Source organism: Paenibacillus sp. P36 (assembly GCF_045866505.1).
Classification (GTDB): Bacteria; Bacillota; Bacilli; order Paenibacillales; family NBRC-103111; genus Paenibacillus_E; species Paenibacillus_E chondroitinus.
The window spans coordinates 2,272,575-2,294,177 of record NZ_AP038372.1; the positions used below are offsets into that span (position 1 = coordinate 2,272,575).

At 45.8% G+C, this 21,603-nt stretch carries 21 protein-coding genes; 19 read left to right on the forward strand and 2 right to left on the reverse strand.

The features are described 5' to 3' along the window. Positions 1 to 5 precede the first annotated feature (5 nt). A complete protein-coding gene (locus tag ACKTT9_RS10430) occupies positions 6 to 1,565 on the forward strand; it encodes a L,D-transpeptidase family protein (protein ID WP_407871482.1) in 1,560 nt (519 codons plus the stop codon). 164 nt (positions 1,566 to 1,729) lie between these two features. Here the strand turns inward: ACKTT9_RS10430 and ACKTT9_RS10435 are convergent, their stop codons facing one another. Next, complete coding sequence (locus ACKTT9_RS10435; protein ID WP_258567649.1) at positions 1,730 to 1,864, reverse strand: hypothetical protein; 135 nt, start codon at positions 1,862 to 1,864, stop codon at positions 1,730 to 1,732. A 368-nt stretch (positions 1,865 to 2,232) separates the two neighbouring features. Here ACKTT9_RS10435 and ACKTT9_RS10440 point away from each other — a divergent pair, with 368 nt between their 5' ends. The 15 genes from ACKTT9_RS10440 (at position 2,233) to ACKTT9_RS10510 (ending at position 17,387) form a co-directional block, all read left to right on the forward strand. Next, positions 2,233 to 3,597 (forward strand): ABC transporter substrate-binding protein, encoded by a 1,365-nt coding sequence (locus tag ACKTT9_RS10440; protein WP_407871483.1) that lies wholly within the window; start codon positions 2,233 to 2,235, stop codon positions 3,595 to 3,597. An 87-nt stretch (positions 3,598 to 3,684) separates the two neighbouring features. Next, positions 3,685 to 4,590, forward strand: coding sequence for a carbohydrate ABC transporter permease (locus ACKTT9_RS10445; RefSeq protein ID WP_127454540.1), 906 nt, complete (start codon positions 3,685 to 3,687; stop codon positions 4,588 to 4,590). Positions 4,591 to 4,636: 46 nt separating this feature from the next. Then, positions 4,637 to 5,476 (forward strand): carbohydrate ABC transporter permease, encoded by an 840-nt coding sequence (locus ACKTT9_RS10450; protein WP_407871484.1) that lies wholly within the window; start codon positions 4,637 to 4,639, stop codon positions 5,474 to 5,476. A gap of 138 nt (positions 5,477 to 5,614) precedes the next feature. Continuing rightward, positions 5,615 to 7,063 carry a PTS transporter subunit EIIC gene (locus tag ACKTT9_RS10455; RefSeq protein WP_407871485.1) on the forward strand — a complete coding sequence of 483 codons (1,449 nt, stop codon included), beginning with the start codon at positions 5,615 to 5,617 and terminating at the stop codon, positions 7,061 to 7,063. 58 nt (positions 7,064 to 7,121) lie between these two features. After that, positions 7,122 to 7,955, forward strand: a complete 834-nt coding sequence (locus ACKTT9_RS10460; RefSeq protein ID WP_157322619.1) for a PRD domain-containing protein — start codon at positions 7,122 to 7,124, stop codon at positions 7,953 to 7,955. Positions 7,956 to 8,107: 152 nt separating this feature from the next. Then, positions 8,108 to 9,205 carry a quinone-dependent dihydroorotate dehydrogenase gene (locus ACKTT9_RS10465; protein ID WP_407871486.1) on the forward strand — a complete coding sequence of 366 codons (1,098 nt, stop codon included), beginning with the start codon at positions 8,108 to 8,110 and terminating at the stop codon, positions 9,203 to 9,205. A gap of 26 nt (positions 9,206 to 9,231) precedes the next feature. Continuing rightward, positions 9,232 to 10,029: a GTP pyrophosphokinase family protein gene (locus tag ACKTT9_RS10470; protein ID WP_127454532.1), complete on the forward strand. Its 798-nt coding sequence runs from the start codon at positions 9,232 to 9,234 to the stop codon at positions 10,027 to 10,029. Between the two features lie 3 nt (positions 10,030 to 10,032). Next, positions 10,033 to 10,458: a DUF309 domain-containing protein gene (locus ACKTT9_RS10475; protein WP_407871487.1), complete on the forward strand. Its 426-nt coding sequence runs from the start codon at positions 10,033 to 10,035 to the stop codon at positions 10,456 to 10,458. Next, entirely contained in the window at positions 10,451 to 11,455 is a 1,005-nt protein-coding gene (locus ACKTT9_RS10480; RefSeq protein ID WP_407871488.1) for an ATP-binding cassette domain-containing protein, read from the forward strand. The genes ACKTT9_RS10475 and ACKTT9_RS10480 overlap by 8 nt, the downstream gene beginning before the upstream one ends. Then, positions 11,452 to 12,267: an ABC transporter permease gene (locus ACKTT9_RS10485; RefSeq protein ID WP_407871489.1), complete on the forward strand. Its 816-nt coding sequence runs from the start codon at positions 11,452 to 11,454 to the stop codon at positions 12,265 to 12,267. The genes ACKTT9_RS10480 and ACKTT9_RS10485 overlap by 4 nt, the downstream gene beginning before the upstream one ends. A gap of 19 nt (positions 12,268 to 12,286) precedes the next feature. Beyond that, positions 12,287 to 13,072: an ABC transporter permease gene (locus ACKTT9_RS10490; protein WP_407871490.1), complete on the forward strand. Its 786-nt coding sequence runs from the start codon at positions 12,287 to 12,289 to the stop codon at positions 13,070 to 13,072. Positions 13,073 to 13,230: 158 nt separating this feature from the next. Next, on the forward strand, positions 13,231 to 14,826 hold the full coding sequence (locus ACKTT9_RS10495; RefSeq protein WP_407871491.1) for a spore germination protein: 1,596 nt from the start codon (positions 13,231 to 13,233) through the stop codon (positions 14,824 to 14,826). 14 nt (positions 14,827 to 14,840) lie between these two features. Next, positions 14,841 to 16,040 carry a Ger(x)C family spore germination protein gene (locus ACKTT9_RS10500; RefSeq protein ID WP_407871492.1) on the forward strand — a complete coding sequence of 400 codons (1,200 nt, stop codon included), beginning with the start codon at positions 14,841 to 14,843 and terminating at the stop codon, positions 16,038 to 16,040. Positions 16,041 to 16,044: 4 nt separating this feature from the next. Beyond that, complete coding sequence (locus ACKTT9_RS10505) at positions 16,045 to 16,278, forward strand: hypothetical protein (RefSeq protein WP_407871493.1); 234 nt, start codon at positions 16,045 to 16,047, stop codon at positions 16,276 to 16,278. A gap of 11 nt (positions 16,279 to 16,289) precedes the next feature. Next, the gene (locus tag ACKTT9_RS10510; protein ID WP_407871494.1) at positions 16,290 to 17,387 is read left to right on the forward strand and encodes an endospore germination permease; all 1,098 of its coding nucleotides are present in this window, start codon (positions 16,290 to 16,292) and stop codon (positions 17,385 to 17,387) included. 42 nt (positions 17,388 to 17,429) lie between these two features. Here the strand turns inward: ACKTT9_RS10510 and ACKTT9_RS10515 are convergent, their stop codons facing one another. Further along, a complete protein-coding gene (locus ACKTT9_RS10515) occupies positions 17,430 to 17,939 on the reverse strand; it encodes a co-chaperone YbbN (protein WP_157322601.1) in 510 nt (169 codons plus the stop codon). A gap of 146 nt (positions 17,940 to 18,085) precedes the next feature. Here ACKTT9_RS10515 and ACKTT9_RS10520 point away from each other — a divergent pair, with 146 nt between their 5' ends. The 3 genes from ACKTT9_RS10520 (at position 18,086) to ACKTT9_RS10530 (ending at position 21,603) form a co-directional block, all read left to right on the forward strand. After that, positions 18,086 to 19,621 carry an RsmB/NOP family class I SAM-dependent RNA methyltransferase gene (locus tag ACKTT9_RS10520; protein ID WP_407871495.1) on the forward strand — a complete coding sequence of 512 codons (1,536 nt, stop codon included), beginning with the start codon at positions 18,086 to 18,088 and terminating at the stop codon, positions 19,619 to 19,621. A 6-nt stretch (positions 19,622 to 19,627) separates the two neighbouring features. Next, a complete protein-coding gene (locus ACKTT9_RS10525; protein WP_407871496.1) occupies positions 19,628 to 20,380 on the forward strand; it encodes a pseudouridine synthase in 753 nt (250 codons plus the stop codon). Between the two features lie 179 nt (positions 20,381 to 20,559). After that, positions 20,560 to 21,603 carry an S-layer homology domain-containing protein gene (locus tag ACKTT9_RS10530; protein ID WP_407871497.1) on the forward strand — a complete coding sequence of 348 codons (1,044 nt, stop codon included), beginning with the start codon at positions 20,560 to 20,562 and terminating at the stop codon, positions 21,601 to 21,603.

Sequence of the window (21,603 nt, forward strand, 5' to 3'; positions counted from 1 at the left end):
CCGGGATGAAAAATAATCATCGCCAAGATCAGTTGGAACGATTCTTCCAACATAATCCGATCGAAGATCCGCTGTATCTTAAGAAATATGTCAAAGAGCATCCTGATCATAAAATGGCTTGGTATTTATTGGGGCGAGAATACGCGGCGCAAGGGAAAGAAGGCAAGGCAGCCTACTGTTTTGCGCAAGCTGGCGAGATTTATGAGGCTTTTGAGCGTCAAAAAATAATAATTGAAGGTCCGCTTCCTACTGATCCATCTACCGTCTCTAGGAACGTTAAGGGGGCAGAGAGTTCGAACCGGGTGAGGAATAAAGGGAAGTGGATGCCGCTCTTGGTTCTTTTGCTGCTTTTGGCAGTTCCAGCCGCAATAGACTCTGCGAATGGCGGTGTGACTAGTGAAACTGCAAAGACAGCACCTGGCAAAAACGCGAATGCTAATGCTGAGGTTCAATCCGCTCAAATACAGGGAGAAGTGCCAGGGCCAGGGACGAAGTTATATTTCTCGGAAGGGGATTGGGGGAGAAGACTTCAGCAGGTCCTTGCTACTTCCAGCTTGAGCGCCGGAGAATCGGTTATTATGCAAGCGCCGCGCAGTGCAGATGGCAAATGGATCGAGTGGAACAGATCAGTGAGTCCGTTGCTAAGTGTGACGTCTGATGGTGGAGGTGGGAATTCGTCTGCTTTGAAGTACTATCAGTCGCAAATATGCTCATGCCAAGTTGCTGACAGCGCAGCGCTTGTTCCTGTTATTGAGCAATGGATGAAGGATCTTGAACAAGCGATAGTGCTGCAGAGCGCGATGAAGGCTTATCAAGCGAAAACGGGTTCGCTGCCTGAGGCGCCTGATCAGCTGGCCAAGCCCTACCCGGATAATTTGCTTCCAGGGCTTACGCCGGAGATGAAGGAGCTGTTTCCACAAACGCTCAAGTTGTTGAAAGCTAATCCTGCCACACCTGGGCAGGCTCAGGGGACGAAGCAAGCGGAGGAGGGAGCTCAGCCTGGCCCAGAGGGCAAAGAGGCGACTATACCGAGCAGCTCGCAGCCTAAAACATCAAGCGATCCTTTGCGTGAACCGCTCAGCATCATGATTGACACAGATAAGCATCTTCTTGCCTTGGTTAGCGGAGATAAGATCATCCGCAGCTATCCTGTCGGGTTAGGCGGCGAGAAAACGCCTCAGGGTGATTTTATCATTAGCGAAAAGGTGCGCAACCCCAACGGCAAATCGAATGGTGAATTCGGGAGCCGAGGTATGACGTTATCCGATACGCTGTATGCTATTCACGGGACGAACAAGCCTTCCAGCATCGGCAAAGATGAGTCTCACGGCTGTGTCCGGATGCAGCAGGCGGATGTTGAAGAGCTTTATGACATGGTGACACATCAAACGAAAGTAACCATTGGCAAGGGGATTTTGCCTGAGTCGGGTTTAGGCGATGGATCAGGAGCGGGAACAGGATCCCCTGGCAGTGGAGCTGGGAGAGGAAAACCGAATCAATCCTTTGGACTGCCGTTGCAGACAAATGACAGCAATCCAGGCAAGAAGTATAAATGGTTGGATTAACCCTGTTCTGTCAGCCTTATAAATGATTGAAGTAAACCCCGTCTGAATGAGAATCAGACGGGGTTATTTGCCTGTTCATACAAGCAGCTGAGGATTTGTATTGACAATCACCAAGAAAGCGATTACAATTCAAAATGTGATAAATTCAATCATTTCAGTTATAGTCATTTGTCCAAAATGAGCAGTAATGTCATGCCAATAATGACAACGAGCAAAATGGCGCCTGTCCATATGATGGCTTTCTTATTGACTTCCTCTTTGACTCTACGATTAACAGCTGTTGGTTTACGTTTGGACATAGGAATCACCCTTTACTTAGGATTAAACGATATGATCTATCATATCACAAGATGGGTCGATCATAGAATATAGTAGTCACAAGGAAATTTTTGTAACAGGTATTGACGATCATGTCATTATATTGTAAGATTTAATCACACGAAGCAACAAAAACAATTGAATATGTTAGTTTTAATAACATGTTACCGTAAGGGCATTAGTTATTAGAAGAAAGCAAGTCTTCTTCTATAACTATGCCCTTTTATTTTTTTTCAATAACGGATTGCTGAAAGGGGTTGGTCGTACAAACGTCGGATGGACAGGATAACGGGAATTCGCTACTCCAAAATAACAAACAGATTTATTAAAAAAGGGAGAAGATGAACACATGAACATGAAAAAATGGTCAACAATGGGCCTCGCTGCATCTATGGTACTTGTAGCAGCAGGTTGTGGTAAAACCGCCGCTCCGGCAGAAACGACAAAACCCGCTGCATCAACAGCACCAGCAGCAACAGCCGCTGCAAGCGCTGCGCCTACTGCTGCAGCAGCAAAAAAACTAACAGGTGATTTTGAAATCCAATACTTTGTTGGCGGATACGGCGACAAATGGTGGAAGAAAGTTATTGCTGATTTCCAAGCGGCAAACCCGGATCTGAAAATTAAAGAAAGTGCGGGACCAAAAATCAACGAACAAATGAAACCCCGTTGGATCGCTGGTAACCCACCTGATTTCGTATATATCGATGGACCTGAATTGTTCGATCGTCAAATGGTGACAGACGGTCAACTTGAAGATTTGACAGATTGGATCAAAGACGCTAAAAACGTTGACGGCGATAAAATTATTGATTTGCTAGCACAAAAGCCACAAGAGTTTGACGGTAAAATTTATAACATACCTTTCGTTATGAGCTCATGGGGTATTTTCTACGATAAAGCCCTATTCAAAGAAAAAGCTTGGGCAGAGCCAAAAGACTTTGAAGACTTCCTTGCTGTAAGCGAGAAAATTAAAGCCGCTGGCATTAATCCTTTCATTCACACTGGTAAATACCCTTACTACATTAATGGGGCAGTACTATTCCCTGCCATCGTATCGGCGAATAACAATGACTACAAATTGCTGCAAGACATGTCCACAAACAATCTTGAAGCTTGGAAAAACCCTGCCATCATCAAAGGTCTGAACAAAATCGTTCAATTGCGCGATAAAGGATTCATCGATAAAGCATCCGTTCAAATCAATCACACGGATTCCCAATCCTTGTTCCTGCAGCACAAAGACGCTTTCATCCCGAACGGCCTATGGCTGCCAAACGAAATGGCGAAAGACGTTCCAGCTTCCTTCGACTTCGGATTCATCCCTTCCATCACGCAAGATAAAGGTGGAAAAGTGGTAGCGAACACGTCCACAGCGACATTTGCCATCGCGAAAAAAGCGAAAAACAAAGATGCTGCAAAAGCATTCATGCAGTTCGTATTCTCCAAAACGCAAGCTTCCCAATGGGCTGAGCTGAGCGGTGCTCCTTCGAATGTTAAAGGTGACATCTCTTCCTCCAAAGCACCTAACTTCGTTAAAGATGCTGCCAAATTCTTGTCTTCACCGGACACAGTGGTCGTACCTACGGTTTCCTTCGCAGCTGACGTTGACAAAGCTATGCAAGATGCGAGTGTTGCTTTGACAATCGGAACCATTACCCCTGAAGAGTGGGTAAAACGTGTAACGGATGTCGTCGCCAAGCAGAAGAAATAGCAACGGAATGAGGAAGTGCGGAGAACAAATAAGGCTAAGTGCCCTAGGCGTTCTCCGCCATTTTAATGATAGGACGGTGAGGATAGAATGAAGGCTAAGTCAAAAGTGTGGAAAAGGAATATGTTCATCGCTTCATTCATCATTCCGACTTTTTTATTCTTCTGTGTGTTCACGATCTACCCTGTTATACAGGCCTTGCAGAAGTCATTCTATGATTGGTCAGGAATGTCGGAGAACAGCACGTTTATCGGTTTTGACAATTTTAAAGAGATATTTAAAGACCCAATTATCCTTACAGCCATTGGGAATGATTATTTCTTAGTCGTTGGTAAAGTGATTGGCATTATGATTCTGGCCACGTTCTTCGCAGTCGCTTTGACACGCTTCAGAGTAAGAGGATCCGGTTTTTTCCGAGCCATCTTTTTTATCCCGAATGTCATCTCAGTCGTTGTTATCGGCGTACTCTGGAACTTCATCTACAATCCGCAAATTGGATTCCTGAATGCTTTCCTGTCGCTATTTACAGGTGAAAAGGTTGATATTACTTGGTTAGGTTTTCCCCAGCATACGATTTGGATGTTACTGCCGCCTACGATCTGGGCTGGTATCGGTTTCTACATGATCTTGATGATTGCTGCAATCGTGAATATTCCTGCTTCCTATTACGAAGCAGCTAATATAGATGGAGCCGGTCAATGGTCGCAATTCCGCAACATTACGATGCCGCTCATCTGGGAGCAAATTAAAGTTTCGGTTGTTAACATTGTAATCACAACGCTCAACGGTTCCTTTGTCATTGTTCAGCTCATGACGAACGGCGGACAGCCTGACAATACAACCCAAGTGATGGGATCTTACCTGTATCGGATGGCTTTTCAACAGTATCATTTCGGTTATGGAGCGGCCATCGGTGTGATGATCCTGATCGTCTCACTGATCACAACCCTTATTCTGCAGCGCGTTATGCGCCAGGAAACCATCGAAATGCATTAAGGTCATCTTAGAAAAAGAAAGATTCTGAAGGAGGGGGAACCATCTTATGGAGATTAAAAATCCGTTAGCCAAAACGATTGTCTGGATCATTCTTCTGATTTGGGGCGTTGCCGTCCTGTATCCTTTGTTATGGACACTGCTCGACGCACTCAAAAATAATGAGCAATTTTTCTTGAACGCCCCTTGGGCGCTGCCGAAATATCCACTGTTATGGTCCAACTTCTCCTATGTATGGAGCAAATATAACTTCAGCACTTATTTTCTGAATTCCATTATTGTCACTGCTGGAAGCACCCTGCTTGGCATGATTCTTGCGGCGATGACGGCGTATATTTTAGCGAGGTATGATTTTAAAGGAAATAAAATTATTTTTACGATTTATATCTCATCGATGATGATACCTTTCGCATTGGCTTTGATCCCACTGTTCTTCTTGCTCAATGATTTGCAGTTGATCAATACGTGGCTGGGGTTGATACTTGTGTACGCAGCGCTTAACCTGCCATTCGGGATTTTCTTGCTGGTCGGATTCTACAAATCGCTGCCGAAAGAAATTGAAGAAGCCGCTATCATTGACGGGACCTCTCATTACGGTACTTTCTTCCGAGTCATGCTGCCGTTGTCACAGCCTGGTCTGATTACGGTTATGATTACGAATATGCTCAATAACTGGAACGAATATTTCTTGGGCGTTGTTTTAACGAATGAGCCAACGAAGTACACACTTCCAATCGGTTTAGCCGTTATGCAAGCGGAAATGCAGTATCGTGTGGAGTGGGGGCCGTTGTTCGCAGGTCTTCTGATTACGACCCTCCCAACCCTGATTGTGTATATCATCTTCCAACGCCAAATCGCAAGCGGGATTACGGCGGGAGCGGTGAAATAACAGCAAACTGTTGCATAGAAAAAACACCTTATCCTAGAGGATTTTATCCTTTCGGGAGGGTGTTCTTTCTACTATAATTGGGATAGGAAAGAGCAAACAAGAAACGGCCAAACTTGTGGGCTTAATAGGTGAGACAGAATGAGATCGATGTATCTTTTGCAAAAAATGGGACGTTCCTTAATGATTCCGATTGCGGTGCTGCCGGCGGCATCCATTCTATTGCGTATAGGCAAAATGACGTTCAGTGATCCTTTTCTCATGCAGGTGGCTCATATTTTTGAGTCAGGCGGAAGCGCGATTTTTGACAATTTACCCTTAATCTTTGCGATCGGCATTGCCATCGGATTGACGTCCGGAGATGGCGTCGCGGCATTGGCGGCAACGGTAGGGTATCTCGTGTTTAATAATGTATTGCAGCTCTTTCATACAGGTACGGACTCGGCTGAACGCTTGGATATGGGGGTCCTCGGAGGGATGCTTGTCGGCATCCTGTCTGCCTCTCTCTTTAATCGTTTTCAGCATATACAGCTGCCTAAAGCATTAGGTTTTTTTGGCGGAAAACGTTTTGTTCCTTTGCTAACAGCAATGGTTATGGTTTTTCTAGGGCTGCTGATGGGCTCCATCTGGCCCCCGGTGCAGAAATCGATTAGCGTTATCGGATTATGGATTGTTGATAATGGGAATATCGGTGTGCTCATCTATGGCATGATGAATCGTCTGCTGATTCCTACCGGCTTGCATCACATCATTAATAATATCGCATGGTTTCAAATAGGGGATTACAGCACCGCAACGGGCAAAATCGTACATGGCGATATCTCCAGATTTTTCGCGGGCGACCCGGAAGCTGGGATGTTTATGACAGGATTTTATCCCGTGATTATGTTCGGACTTCCGGCAGCAGCCTTGGCTTTGATTAAAAGTTCACCAACGGTCAATAAACCTTTGGTTGTTCCTGTTTTGCTAAGCGCCGGTTTGACCAGCTTTCTAACAGGGGTGACGGAGCCGATCGAGTTTGCTTTTATGTTCGTTGCTCCTGGCTTATACGTCATCCACGCCTGCTTAACGGGTATTTCGATGCTGCTTATGAATGTGCTTCAAGTCAAAATGGGCTTTGGCTTTTCAGCAGGATTCATTGATTTTGTGCTGAATTGGCATATCTCCACGAACCCTTATCTCATTCTTATAGTTGGTGTAGGTTACTTTCTTCTCTATTATGTAACGTTCCGGGTTTATCTGTATTTCTTCCCAATCAAAGTATCCGCTCGCGATGAAACGGCTGAGGTAGAAATGGAGGAAGCAAGTCCGTTAAGTGAGACGAAAGAAGATCGCCCAACCCGCATTTTAAAACATATCGGTGGTCCTTCCAACATCATTTCAATTGACGCTTGCATTACGCGACTTCGCTTATTGGTTAATGAAGAGAAGCTTGTGTTGGACAATGAACTCAAGGAGCTCGGCGCGATAGGTGTTATCCGGCTTGGAAAAGGGAATGTACACGTTGTATTTGGAACGGAGTCCGAGCAAATTCGAGAAAGCATTAAACCTATGCTTCACATCCAAAAAGACAAATCAGGACAAGCCTAAATATCCCTGGAAGGCGACTTATGAGGGGGACCCCGAAACAAAGAAAGGGAGGTGTCTTATGATTGAACGGACGATCATTCATGTGCTCTCACACAATGTGGTGATGGCACATTTGACATCAGGGAAAAACTCGATAGCTTTCGGTAAGGGGATCGGCTTTAAAAAGACACCGGGCATGCCGATAGATGAAGCGGAAATCACGCAAGAATTCCTCTTGCATACCTCAGAGGTGCTCAGGAATTACGAACAAATTCTTAACGCTGTTGATGTGAAAATTATCGGGATCACCGAAGAGGTTATCGCTTACGCGCAAAGCATGCTGGAAGGTGATTTCTCGGAGACGATTCATGCCTCCTTAGTAGACCATATCAATTTTGCGGTTGAGCGGCAGAAACGAGGCATTTTCATTACGAATCCCTTTGCTTATGAAATTGGTTATCTGTACCCGGAGGAGTACAAAGTCGCCAAGAAGTCAGTCGAATTCCTTAACGATCATCTTGATGTCAAATTGCCGGAGGATGAGGTTGCTTTTTTGACGATGCACTTTAATAGCGCACGCAAAAAGGAGCAGGCTTCGGATTCCTTGGCGGTTGTCAGAATCGTATCGAAAACGATTGAATCGGCCAAAGAGTTAGGCTTTAACTTCGATGACTCCTTCTCCACATTGCGTTTCATCAGTCATTTGAAAGGTGTCATTGAGCGGGTTAAACAAAAAAAGACACTTCAAAATACGCTGCTGGATAAAATCAAAGAAGAGTACGGGGACACCTATGTGAAGGCGAAGGTCCTGTCGCTTATGCTCAGCGATGCACTTCAATTGGAAGTGCCGGACGACGAAACCGGTTATCTTACGATGCATTTGGAACGGCTGCTTCTGCGTTCGGAAGTATAGAGTTTGGCTGCGAAATCTATTCCCTTGCAACCTTCATGGAGCAGGGATTTTTTGTTTGAAAAAATAAGTTTATGCCTTACTTCGGATTGCATAATTGGGCATTGTCAGCTAAACTGACTGTTAGAGTCATTAGAGAACGGAGTGCATAGGACATGCTGTATAAGAAGTTAGCCAAACCAATTTTGTTTCGAATGGACCCTGAGAAGGCGCATCATTTGACCATTGACGGTCTAAGTGCGGTAACTCGTTTCCCAGGCGGAGCGCAATTACTTAAATCCATGTACGGAGTGCAGAACTCTCCACTTATGAATCAGCGTATATGGGGACTGGAGTTTGCCAATCCGGTTGGTTTGGCCGCAGGATTAGACAAAAATGCAAAAGCAGTTAAAGGATTTTCACAGTTAGGTTTTGGATTCATGGAGGTTGGAACGATCACACCTAAGCCGCAACCAGGCAATGAGCTGCCGCGGTTATTTCGTTTACCCGAGGACAAGGCGCTAATCAATCGGATGGGGTTTAACAATGTTGGGACGGACGAGATGGCGTGCAACCTGCAACAGACAGGTAAGCGTGATATCCCAGTTGCCATCAATATCGGCAAAAACAAAACGACTCCAAATGAGCAGGCCGAAGAGGATTATCGGGCTTGCATCCGGGAGTTATATACATACGGCGACTTCTTTGTCGTTAATATTAGCTCACCAAATACGCCGGACTTGCGTAATTTACAGCATGGGAATGATTTGAAGCGATTGCTTGATGCGGTTACGGCCGAAATGCAGCTTCAACAGAAAAAGAATGGCGATGCAGGTAAGCCCGTTCTTGTGAAAATAGCGCCGGATCTTACGGATGATGAGTTGGAATTGACCGTGCATACGATCAAGGACAGCGGAGTATCCGGAATCATTGCGACGAACACGACGCTGAGCAGAGCAGGACTCTTGCATGCGAACCGTTCGCAAGCTGGCGGGCTTAGTGGAAGTCCGCTCACACAGCGTTCCACGGAGGTCATTCGACGCGTCTACCAACTGACGGAAGGCAAGCTACCGATCATTGGGGCTGGCGGGATATTTACGGCGAAAGACGCTTATGACAAAATTCGTGCCGGCGCGAGCTTGGTTGAAGTTTATACAGGCTTAATCTATGAAGGTCCAGGCATTCTTACGAACATTAATCGTGGACTTCAAGATTTACTCAAAAAAGATGGGTATACTCATATTTCCCAGGCAATCGGTGCAGATCACAACTGACTTCATTCGGAATGGAGGAAAAATCAATGGATGGACGAGACTGGAAAAAATTTCTCCTGCCTTACGAACAAGCGGTAGAAGAGTTAAAGGTAAAATTCAAAACGCTGCGCGGCGAACTCAAAAGCAGGGAAGAATATGCCCCCATTGAATTCGTAACAGGCCGCGTTAAGAAAATATCCAGCATGTTGGAAAAAGCGAAACGTTTGAACGTACCGATGGATCAATTGGAATCCGGCATTGAGGACATTGCCGGTATTCGGATTATGTGTCAGTTTGTTGCGGACATCGAACGTCTGGCTGAACTCATTCGCAGCAGGCAGGACATGAGTATTGTCTACGAGAAAGATTACATTACCAATAAGAAACCAAGCGGATATCGAAGCTTTCATATCATTATTGAGTATCCGGTACAAACGGCATTAGGAATGAAGCGAATACTGGCCGAGGTGCAAATTCGAACCCTTGCCATGAACTTCTGGGCGACGATCGAACATTCCTTGAATTATAAATATAAAGAGCAATTACCAGCTGATGTAAGGGCTCGTTTGAGCAAGGCAGCAGAGGCTGCTTACCTGTTGGATCAGGAAATGTCCAGCATTCGCGGGGAAATCGTTGAATCGCAGAAAATGTTTGAGGATAACTCGAATTTAGTCAATAAAGTGCTCAGCAACATTCAGGAACTTTATTTCTATCACAGAGTTCGGGAAGCAGCGCAATTTCAGCTGAGATTTAACGAAATTTGGGAAACGGAGGACGGTTTAAGCGACTTGTCCTCCGATCTTGAAGCCGCAATCGCCCGAGCGAAAAAAGGAGATCAAAACTGATCTATGGCTGCTTACGATCGATTATATGTAGCTTACTTATATTATTTTAACGAGCTGCGCGATTATTTTGAATGCCATGAAGTGATGGAGGAGCTTTGGCTGGAAGAAGGCCGGAGCCCTCTATATCAAGGTCTACTGCAGATTGCAGTGGGCCTTTATCATCATGCGAATGGAAACGTAAGCGGTTCCATTAAGCTTTTTAGCGCAGGTTTGGATAAGTTGGCTCCTTACCCGAAGGATTCCCTTGGTATCGATTTAGGAAAATTGATGGAAGAAAGCAACATCTATGTATCGAAACTGCACCGGATTAAGGAAGAGCCCTTCGCACCGTATGATCTGACCATTCATCTCATAGACCCGGAACTATGTGATCTTCTGGATGAAATGAAACAGCATCCGCCCCAGCATGAGGAGGAAGGCCATGATTGAGGTTCGTAAGCTGAGCAAATGGTATCAAGTGCACGAACGGGAGCCGGGTTTCCTCGCTTCGCTTAAAAGCTTGTTTCACCGTAAGTTCCGCACGGTTAAAGCCGTAGATGATGTATCCTTCTTCATCCCTGAGGGAGAAATCGTCGCCTTTCTTGGTCCAAACGGGGCTGGCAAAACAACAACGATGAAAGTCCTCACTGGACTGCTGCATCCTTCAGGTGGTGAAGTGAATGTCGGCGGTTTTGTTCCTTTTCAGCATAAAAAAGAGTTCAAGAAGCAGATTTCTCTGGTCATGGGTCAGAAAAGCCAGCTGATTTGGGATCTTCCCGCAGCAGAAACGTTTCTTGTTAACAAAGTTATCTACGAAATACCCGATTCAATCTACGATGAAACCTTGGGAGACTTGGTACAGCTTCTCGAGCTGGAGGAAGTTATCCGCAAGCCGGTTAGGCAGCTCTCGCTAGGAGAGAGAATGAAATGTGAGCTGGCTGCTGCGCTTCTGCACCGGCCAAGAATCGTGTTTCTCGATGAGCCGACGATTGGGCTGGACGTGAATATGCAGGAAGTTATGCGCCGGTTCATTCAAGATTACAGCCGCAAATATAAAGCGACTATTCTGCTCACCAGCCATTACATGGCCGATGTTACCGCATTGTGCGAGCGCGTGCTAGTCATCGGCAAAGGCCGTCTGTTATATGATGGGGCGATCCATCAATTGATAGATAAGTACGCACCTAACAAGCGTATTCGTCTTCAATTGGCTAAACGTGCGCATGAGCGAGAGCTTGAGGATGTTGTCCACGGGATGGGAACGATAGTCAGCTATATGTTTCCGGATCTTGAAGTGGATGTACCGAGAGAGCAAGTTTCGGAGCTTTCGGCAAGGCTTTTATCCAAGCTGAATGTATTGGATTTAACGATCGAGGATCCATCCATGGAATCGGTGATTGCTCAAGCATTTGAGGCAAGGACCGAAGGGGGAAGCGTCGGAGCATGAAGGGATTAGCACTATTCTGGCAAAAATATCGCGTCTTGCTTCGCGTGGAATGGGCGGTGATGTTTGCGTACCGCAGTGAGTCGCTGATCTGGATGGTCGGAGCTTTTATACAGCCCCTTGTCTCTATGGCGGTATGGCTGTCGATTAGCAACAATCAAGCTATCGGCGGGTATGATGCTCATGATTATATGGTGTATTTTCTTGGTGTTCTTGTCGTTGACCGTTTAACGAGCACTTGGGATGTATGGGAGTTAGACGCCAGTATTCAAGATGGATCTTTGTCATCAAAACTAGTTCGCCCTTTCCACCCTGTGCATTGGAGCATCTCGCAAAATCTCGTGTACAAACTGTTTTTTGCGTTTCTCTTAATCCCGGCGTGGGTGATTGCCGCAGCTTTGTTCCCTATATTAAGGCTGACTATTTCCTTGGAAATAATTCTACTTTTTTTATGCGCTATCGTGGTGTCCTCAGCCATCCGTTTTCTGATCGGCTTTGAGTTTGGCCTGTTTGCCTTTTGGACGAATCGTGCCACGGCGATTTACAGCCTTTACGAGGGTTTTCATCTCTTTCTTGCAGGTCGAATCGCGCCTCTAAGCATGTTTCCCTCATGGGTAGAAAAGGTTGCTGCTTGGTTGCCCTTCTACGGTACTGTTGGTTTTCCTGTAGAACTCCTGGTCGGTAAAATCGAGGTGGGGTCTCCTGTTATCCTTCAGAACTTCGCGATCCAACTTGCATGGCTCATCCTGCTATTCGTAACATTTCGATTGCTGTGGAGAAAAGGGATTAAGAAATATGGTGCTGTAGGCGGATGAGGAGGGGAGGGAGCCTGAGATGAAATATGTTCGGCTATTTCGCGAATTTATGCGTGCGTGTTTGGTGGAAGAGTTTGAGTATCGCGCTAATTTTGCAGCGAATATGTTATCAACGGTATTTTGGCTGGTGATGGCGATCCTGACCGTGCAATTATATTTTTATCGGACACAGGAAATTGGTGGTTGGGATTTCTATGAAGTGCTTGTCTTGCTTGGCATATTCAATGCGGTGCATGGTTTTATCGAATTTATCCTGCAGCCTAATATGTCGCGACTTGTTAATCATATTCGTAAAGGGACACTGGACTTTGTACTGACGAAGCCGGTAGATAGCCAGTTTTATATTAGTTTCAGGCATCTTGTTTTCTGGCGTTTATCTGATGTTGTGCTCGGATTTGGTTTAGTTGCTTATGCACTTTGGCAGCTTAATGCTGTACCAAGTTTCGTCGAGTTGATCCAGTTTGCTATTGTATTTCTAGCAGCTCTTGTCGTCGTTTATTCACTATGGATGGGGATGATGATGTTTTCTTTCTGGGCTGTCAAAGTAGATAACTTATCGTACTTATTCAGCTCATTTTTTGAAACGGCAAGGTTTCCGGTTTCGGTGTATAAAGGTTTTTTACGCTTCACGTTAACGTATATATTTCCGATTGCTTTTATCACAACCTTTCCGGCTTCCGCGCTAATTGGACGTATCAGCCTTTGGCAAGTTGCCTCGAGTGTGGCGATTGCAGCTATTTGTTTGACGCTGACACGCATTTTATGGAAATTCGCCTTGCGGCATTATACAAGTGCAAGCAGTTGAAAATAATTGAAGCAACAAATTGAAGGACTTCTCCCCTTAGGGCGGCAGAGGTCCTTTTTCCATTGTCTCGGTCCTTAATACATAAAATTGAGCGTGGAAGGGAAAACTTCCCACAAGATGAACGGATTTCAAAAAGAGCTTGGTGGTGGCGAGATAACATGTTTTGGTCCAAGACGCTACATCAACTATTCAATCATAAAAGAATTCCAAGCACGCGCTCCCAGGAGCACGAGGATCCTCTTTCGCATATAAGCCTCCTTAGCGACAGCCAATTGAATATCGCACAAATCACAGCGACTTTTGGCAACAGCGACGATCTTAAGACGGGGGAAATGTACCTGGAACTGGATGCCAACATCAAAGTTGGTTTCGCCTTTCTTGAGCAGATGGTGGACAAAAACTTATTTCAGGATATCATGAACGGCTTGAGCGCCAAATCGGCTGAAATCGTGGAAGCGTTGGAAACGGGTTTCTATGAGCTGCCTGATTTAATGACGAATATTCTTCAGACCTTAGGGGAAGTCAGAACGATCCAGGACTACCAAGATGTATGTTATCGGATTTTGTCAGGCGAAACCGTCATTTTTGTCGATAGTTATACACAGGTATTATCCGTGAATACAGCTTCTGAACAACAGCGATCAGTAGAGGAGCCGACCACACAGTCTGTTGTGAGAGGACCACGTGATGGTTTTACAGAGTCGATAGGCACGAACATTTCGCTTATTCGTAAGCGTATCAAGAGCCCGAATTTGTGGCTGGAGAGCATGACCATAGGTCGAGTAACGCAAACAACAGTTTCGATGATGTACATCAAAGGGATTGTGAATGACAAAATTGTAGCTGAGGTACGGCAACGGCTTGAGCGCATTGATATTGACGGTATTCTTGAAAGCGGAAATATCGAGGAACTGATTCAGGATGAAACGTTCACGCCGTTCCCAACGGTCTACAATACCGAGCGTCCTGATGTGATTGCATCCGGCTTATTGGAGGGGCGCATCGCCATTTTGGTGGATGGAACCCCGTTTGTGCTCGAAGCTCCCGTTTTTTTTACGCAGTTTTTTCAATCTTCAGAGGACTATTATCAACGGGCTGAATTTGCAACATTGATTCGCATGCTGCGATATGTGTGTTTTTTCATCTCTTTGATGGCTCCCTCGTTTTATATCGCGATGACGACATTTCACCAAGAGCTCCTGCCCAGCTCACTATTATTTAATTTAGCGGCGCAGCGGGAAGGTATTCCTTTTCCTGCCTTTGTGGAAGCCTTATTGATGGAAGTAACGTTTGAAATCCTGCGTGAAGCCGGCGTTCGACTGCCAAAAACGGTAGGCCAAGCAGTATCTATCGTAGGTGCGCTTGTTATCGGGCAAGGAGCCGTGGATGCAGGATTGGTTTCACCGGCTATGGTCATTGTTGTGGCAATTACAGCGATTGCGAACTTTGTGATTCCAGCTTTCAGTATGGGGATTCCTATACGTATTATCCGGTTTATATTGATGATATTTGCGGCTACTTTTGGCCTATTCGGCATTACCGTTGGCTTAATCGCGATGGTTCAACATCTATGCTCCCTGCGTTCCTTCGGGGTTCCATACATGTCTCCGATGGCTCCGTTCGTCATGGATGATCAGAAGGACACGATTCTCAGATTGCCGCAGTGGAGCCTTTTCTCCAGACCCCGATTTATTAACCAGAAGAATATTATTCGCGAAAACAATGCCCCAACAACCAAACCAAAACAAAGATAAAGGGGGATCAGCCAATGAAAAGATTAGGTCGTATTCTGTGTACGCTAAGCTTACTTGGGCTTGTACTCTCAGGGTGTTGGGATCGGCATGAATTGAATGATTTGGCTATTACGGTTGGCATAGGCTTTGATAAAAGCGGAGACGAATACTTGGTGACTGCGCAAATCGTGAACCCTAATGAAGTAGCATCGAAAAAGGGGGCAGGCTACAGCACACCCATCACAACGCTGTCAGCGAGAGGGATTTCAACGCTGGAAGCGGCAAGGAAATTAACGACTTCAGCTCCCCGTAAATTGTTCGCATCCCATTTGCGTATTGTCGTAATCGGTGAGGAACTTGCGCGAGAAGGCGTTGCTAAAGTTCTGGATGGCATCACCAGAGATCATGAAGTCCGATCTGATTTCTACATCATCGTTGCCCGAGGTACGACTGCCTCCAAAGTGCTGAAAATATTGACACCAATCGAGAGGATTCCAGCGAACAAGATGTTCAAGACGTTAGAAACGTCAGAAAAGGCGTGGGCACCAACGGTCAGTGTTCGTATTGATCAGTTCATAACGAAGCTTAGTGAGCCGACGACGGAATCGGTGTTAACCGGTATCCGAATTGAGGGGGATCCCAAGAAGGGAAGCTCCAAATCGTCATTAGCGGAAACGGAACCAATCACGAACTTGCAGTACACTGGGTTAGCGCTGTTTAAGCAAGATAAATTGATTGATTGGCTTAATGAGGATGAAAGTAAAGGATACAACTATATCGTTGGTAACGTAAAAAGCACGATGGGGCATTTGGCATGTCCCAAAGGTGGAACGATAACCGTAGAAATTATTCGTTCAAAGTCCAAGATGAAAGGAGCAGTGAAAAACGGGAAGCCTGAAATCAATTTGCATGTCATTTTAGAGGAAAATGTAAGTGAAGTTCAGTGTGAGATCGATTTATTGGACCCGGAGACCATTCATGAACTTGAGCAAACCGCTGTCAAATCCCTGAAAAAAGTGATGTATGCTTCCATTAACAAAGCCAAAGAAAATAAAGCGGATATTTTCGGTTTTGGTGAGGTGATTGAAGATGCGTCCCCTAAGCTGTGGAAAGAGTTGGAGCCCGATTGGCAGAATGAATTCGCCAAGCTGCAAGTAAATATCTCTGCAGATTTACACATACGCCGTCTAGGCACAACGAATAACTCTATCATAATGCGCCGCGAAGAGGAGTGAAGACATGGGAGTTATCGTCTCGGTTTTGATCATTGCGACTCTCACAGGGTTGATTGAACTCCCACAGCTAATGCGCAAACGACAAATTCCGGAAATCTGGGTATTTTTATCGCTTTTAATCATAGGATCTGTGCTTTGCATTCTGCAATTTGAGAGAGTGAAGCTTCCGAATCCGATGGAATGGATTACATACGTCTATCAACCGGTCAGCCGATTTGTTTTTGGCATTCTAAAATAGAGGTGAGTTACATGTTTGAGAAGGGTAGGATAGGCGTTCACCAGTTTACGATATTGACTATTTTATTTACGATTGGCAGCGCTATCCTCATCGCTCCTTCGGGACTTGCCTATGATGCCAAACAGGATGCTTGGATTGCTGCCATTCTAGGTCTGCTAGCAGGTCTGCTGCTTGTTATCTTATACCTGGCTCTTGGTCAACGTTTTCCTCAGCAAACACTGGTTAAATACTGTGAGGAATTAATGGGAAAATGGGTTGGGAAAGCCGTCGGCTTGCTCTATTTCTGCTTTTTTTTCATTTTAGCTGCATTGGTGCTTCGTAATCTGGGTGATTTTATCTCAACCCAAGTCCTTGTGGATACACCGCTGCAATTTACGCATATCTTCTTTTTGGCGATCGTCATTTTGGGCATTCGAAACGGATTGGAAACCTTTACGCGCACATCGGAAATCTTCCTGCCATGGGTGCTGCTCTTTTTCTTCCTCATGTTCATCCTGCTGCCGACGCAAATGAAAGCAAACAATATATTGCCGATATTCGGATATGGCTTCAAACCGATTGTACGTGCTTCCCTTCCCCTCATTGGCACTCCTTATTTGGAACTGGTAGTCTTTTTAATGATTCTACCTTTCGTCAATCAAACGCAAAAGCTGGGCAAAGCGTTTCTTGCAGGAGTGTGCATTGGAGGCTCCTTGATTGTTATTATCTCGCTTCTTTCTATTCTTGTGTTAGGGGACGATTTAACTTCAGTCCAGATGTATCCCAGCTTCTCCTTAGCCAGAAGAATATCGATTGGCAGCTTTCTTGAACGTCTTGAGGTCGTTATGGCGGGGATTTGGTTCATTACCATTTACTTTAAGCTAACGTTATGCTTATATGCGTCCGCTGTGGCCTTGGGCGAGATTTTTAAATTGAATGAAATCCGGCAGCTCTATATTCCTTTGGGAATGACTTTAGTTGTACTTTCGGTCGTCGCCTACCCGAATGTCGCCTATTTCATTAAGTTTGCTTCTAAAATATGGCTCTTTTACTCGGGGACTTTTGGGCTCGTCATCCCTTTATTACTTCTAGGCCTTGCTATGATTCGAAAAAAGACGGGCAGCCATTAAAATGAAAAAAAGCAGCGTTATCCGCTGCTTTTGTCGTACCTATTAACCTTTGTATTTCTGGAAAAAAGCTTTAAACATTTCAGGTGTATTACCGCCTGTTGCGCCGGTTTCAGGAACACCGCCAACGATGCGATCTACTTCTTTGCCGTCTTTGTAATAAATCAGGGTTGGTGTGGAGTCAACTTTGTATTTCTCCCAACCGTCTTTGAATTCTTCCAAATTGAACTGTTTGACATCAATACCGAGCTCTTTTTCAATAGGAACAAGGACAGGAGTCGTTATTTTGCAGTGCGGGCAAGTGGATGCATAGTAGTATTGGAAAAATGTTTCTTTGTTCTTCAGCCTTTGATCGAGATCTTTAGGCAAAATCAGGTTCTGGTAGTTCGGATCGTTTAATTGTTTCACCGTTTCGGGATTTAGCTTGGATGCCGCAACACCATAAGGATTTCCAGCATTGGCTTGATCCGATGATTTGGTAGACTGTTGATTAACGAAATATAAACCCCCGAATAAAATAACAACAATGCCTAGATAAATAAGCAGCTTCTTCATTTCATGCACCTCATCTTGTCTTGTATACTAACTATTAATTTCGATAAAAAGTATATCATATCCTGTTCAGATTTTGAAAATAATTGGCTGTTTCGTGACAGTTCAGCTATAATAGCGAAGATAAAAGAGGAAAGAGAAGATGTCGGATGACGAAGCAGCTGCCGCCCTTATTTAGGGATAAAATGATTGATTTATTAGGGGAAGATGAGTTTGAACGCTTTCTTGCCTCTTACGACCAAGCAAGATCTTATGGTTTGAGGGTAAATACAAGTAAAATCACCAAAGCGGATTTTCTGGATAAAAGTCCTTTCACGTTGGAACCCGTGCCATGGGCGTCCGAAGGGTTTTACTATGAAGAAGGAGAACGTCCTGGCAAGCATCCGTATTATCATGCAGGACTTTATTATATTCAAGAGCCTAGCGCTATGGCGCCGGTAGAGCTGCTTCAGGTTCAGCCCGGCGAAAAAGTACTCGATTTGTGTGCGGCTCCCGGCGGGAAGTCTACTCAAATTGCAGCAAAACTTCAGGGCGAGGGAGTGCTTGTCGTGAATGACAACCACTCGGACCGGGTGAAGGCGCTGGTCAAAAATTTAGAGCTTTTTGGCGTTCGGAATGCCGTTGTTTTGAATGAACGGCCGGAGCGAATGATGAATGTGTTTCAAGGCTATTTCGATAAAATATTAATAGACGCCCCTTGTTCAGGGGAAGGCATGTTCCGTAAGGAAGAGGATATGATGCAGCAGTGGGAGCGCCATTCTGTGCAGGAATTTGCCGCTATGCAGAGGGAACTGCTTGGACAAGCGGCACAAATGCTGGCACCTGGCGGAACCATTGTGTACTCGACATGTACGTTCTCACCGGAGGAGAACGAGGCGCAGATTGCGGAGTTTTTGGACAAACATCCTGCGTTTGACGTGGTGCCGATTGACCGTTTCGACCATGGACAGCCGGATTGGCTGCGTGCACCTTGGTGTGAGGAGAATTATTCGCCTCAGGCTCGGGAAGCGGTTGCTGGGACTGCGCGACTTTGGCCGCACCGGTTGCGCGGTGAGGGGCATTATGTTGCTGTGTTGAGGAGTGGGGTTGGGGCGGATGCTGGAGTCGGGGGAAGGGCGGAAGTCGGAGAGAGCGTAAGGGCGGAAGTCGGAGAGAGCGTAAGGGCGAGTGCAGGAGCGGGGCGCAGCGGTCGTGATGCGCTGCGTGGGAAGGGCCGCGCGGGGACGGAGTCCCGCGTGAGCTTGGAGCCGCTTCAGGCGTTCGAAGACGAGCTGCTGCGCAGCGAGCCTTTCGCCGCTTTGCGGCTGGTCTGTTACGGCGAGCACGCGTATGCGTCGCCGGCGGGTTTGCCGGAGCTGCACGGACTGAAAGTCGTGCGGCCTGGTTGGTATATCGGCGCGCTGCACCGCGGCCGATTTGAGCCGTCCCATGCGTTAGCCATGGGACTGCGTTTGCGCGAAGCCAAGCGAGCGCTGAGCTTGGCTTCGAGCGACGAGCGAGCCCTTCGGTACCTGAAGGGCGAGACGCTCGAAGTCGCGGAGAGCGAGATTATCCGCGACCCGGAAGTGACCAAGGCAGCCAAAGGCTACTGCCTTGTCTGCATTGACGAACATCCCGTCGGCTGGGGCAAATGGATCGACGGGATGCTGAAAAACGAATACCCGCCCGGCTGGAGGTGGACCTAAGCGGTCATGAAACAAACACAACGGCTCGATAAAATACTCGCCCATGTGGGCATCGGTTCGCGCTCTGAACTCAAGCGCCTTGCTAAAGAAGGCGCAATTTATGTGAACGGCGCGAAAATCAAAGACAGCGGGATGCAGGTCAATCCCGATAAGGACATCATCCAGGTAAACGGTGAAACCGTGCGTTACAGGGAGTTCGTTTACCTGATGATGAATAAACCGCAGGGCGTAGTTTCCGCTACTGAGGACAATCGTGATCGTACCGTAGTGGATTTATTGGACGCGGCATATGCGCCGTTTGAAGTTTTTCCAGTAGGTCGATTAGATAAGGATACCGAAGGTTTTCTCTTGCTTACCAATGACGGGAAGCTAGCTCACAACTTGCTTTCTCCACGTAAGCACGTCCCTAAGACTTATTTTGCTAAGGTCGAGTGGGAGGTTACCGAGGAGGATATCGAGGCATTTTCGTATGGAGTGACCTTGGACGATGGGTATGAGACGCTGCCTGGTATCTTAAAAATTCTGAGTGTCGGTAACGAAGCTAGCGGAGTGCTTTCCGAGATTGAGTTAACGATTATGGAAGGTAAGTTTCATCAGGTGAAACGAATGTTTCAAGCCGTAGGCAAGAAAGTTGCCTACTTAAAACGCATTTCCATGGGCCCGCTTGCTTTGGATCCAAACCTAGCATTAGGCCAAGTGAGAGAGTTAACGGACGAGGAGCTTACTGCTCTGAGAAATGCCCACGAGCTTCAAAATTAGTGATTTACAAAAATACTAGTATATGGTATTTTTGGAGTAATACAAATATTTCGCGCGGAAGAACCGCCCATGTCATCGTTGAGTTTCGTTCATTGCGATGGCAGGGTGGTTTTTTATGTTGTTTTATAGGATTTTACTACCAAATTTGTATCCTGTTAGTGATGAGAGAGGGGTTATTTATGAGAAAAAGATTTTCTGTATTAGGAATGACAGTACTTTGTGCAATATCCGTTGGTTATGATGTCATGAATTCTTCTGCACAGAGCGCTTCTCAATTCAAAGACACATACCAGCACTGGGCAGAATCTTCTATTCAGAATGCCGTTCAAAAGAAGTACGTTGACGGTTACGAGGATGGCACTTTTAAACCTGATGCCCCAATTAGTCGTGCTGAGTTTATTAAAATGGTGGCGGTGGCTACAGGGGAGAAGGTCAACAAAATTGATGGGGATGGGTGGTTTCAGCCCTATGTGAATCTTTTGAAGTCGCAGGGAATTATTCCTGCTGAGTTTCCAGAACGGTACAACGAACCGCTGCAAAGGTATGAGATGTCTATTTTAAGCGTGCGAAGTGTCGATAAGACATTGAAAGGATCTATGGTTGATTCTACGAAAATGGGGCTAATTCATGGCGTAAGTAGGACAGATCTGGACGTGTATGGGACTAGTACGCGTGCTCAAGCGATTACGATCATTGAGCGGATTCTTGCTGCCAAGAATGGGGAGAAGTTGCCGGTTGATAAGTATGCGGCGAGCGCGGCTGAGATTGCTGAGACTGGGAGTAATGTGGGGACTATGTTGGGGTTGAAGGCAAGAGAAGTAGGGACTGAGTGGTCATACGGCACTGGTGTGACAGTGAAGTTGAACCAATTGATCATTGCTGATCCATCGGATCCTGATGATCCTTATATGAAATTGATTGATATGGATAGCTTTGATGTTGAGTTAGAAAAGCCTGAGAATGTTGTAGTACTTGCTAATTTCACTATAAAAGTCGAAGAAATGGGAGTAAATAATGGTGATCTTCATCCCTATCAATTACTTACTTTACTTGATCAAACTGATCAAATGTTACTAGCAGAGCAACAATTAAAACGTTGGATTCGTTTTGATGAACCACAAATTCAAACTGGTTTTGTTGCTTTTTCTAGACTGAAAAGTAGTACCACTAGTGGGTTTTCATTCGACATTCTTGGGAAGAAAGTTCCAATGGCCACGAAGTGA